Consider the following 912-nt stretch of genomic DNA (forward strand, 5'->3'; position numbering starts at 1 on the left):
GTTGTGAAACGTTATGCTTTTGAAATGCAGCTAGGTGCTGGTTTACTTGAGTTTATTGGGGAAATTGCGCAGCGTATTTATCTATCTGCCATGAAGTCTCCAATTCAGCTACAAGATTTGGTATCTGACCACCAATTTGAAATGTGGCTCTCCAAATTTTTAGAAATGGAACATATTCCTCTTTATCTCAATCAGTTTTTAAGAAGCAGTCCTTCTGTACAACAACTTTGCCAATATATTGCAACCTCAACCTTAGAACAAAAATTACCAAAATTTCTAAGCGCATCTAGAGTTGATGACTATCACTTTGAATGGCAACACAAACTCAAAAAATTCTCCTTTCTACAGCAACAACGTCTTGAGCATAAACTTGAAACTTGGATTGCCAGCTTTATTCATGAGCAACTCACAGAATTAAGTCTTTTATCGAGTGAAGATTTAGAAAGCCTAGTGCGTCATGTATGGGAAGATATTAGACATAAAAAAATGTATGAGTTTATGAAGCAGCTCACTCCTCTCGATGTTGAAGAGTTTTTTGTTTTAATTTATGAATACTGGAAAGAATTACGCCAATCGCAATTTATGCAAGATCTGATTTTGTATGGTGTCGAAGTTTTTTATGACTTTTATAAAGACCAGAGTTTATTTGAAGTATTAAGTGAGATTGGTTTAACCGAAAGCGACTTACAAACTGAAGCTTTACGTTTTTATCCGAAGGTTATGAATGCCTTTAATGAACACGGTATTTTAGAACCGTTATTACAAGCGCTTTTAGCTCCTTTTTATCAAAGTTCAAAAACACTCGATACGATTGAAAAACATTTTAATATGTAAAAAGCAGATAAAAAGAAACCATGCATGAGCATGGTTTTTTAAAATGGTGGCTATGACGAGACTTGAACTTGTGACCCC

1 protein-coding gene is annotated in these 912 nt (G+C 34.8%); it reads left to right on the plus strand.

Annotated elements, in window-relative coordinates:
* On the plus strand, positions 1-834 hold an 834-nt coding region (locus UC75_RS15915), incomplete at its 5' end, for a hypothetical protein (protein ID WP_228137434.1).
* Positions 835-912 lie beyond the last annotated feature (78 nt).

Source organism: Acinetobacter sp. V2, from assembly GCF_001188385.1.
Lineage (GTDB): Bacteria > Pseudomonadota > Gammaproteobacteria > Pseudomonadales > Moraxellaceae > Acinetobacter > Acinetobacter oleivorans.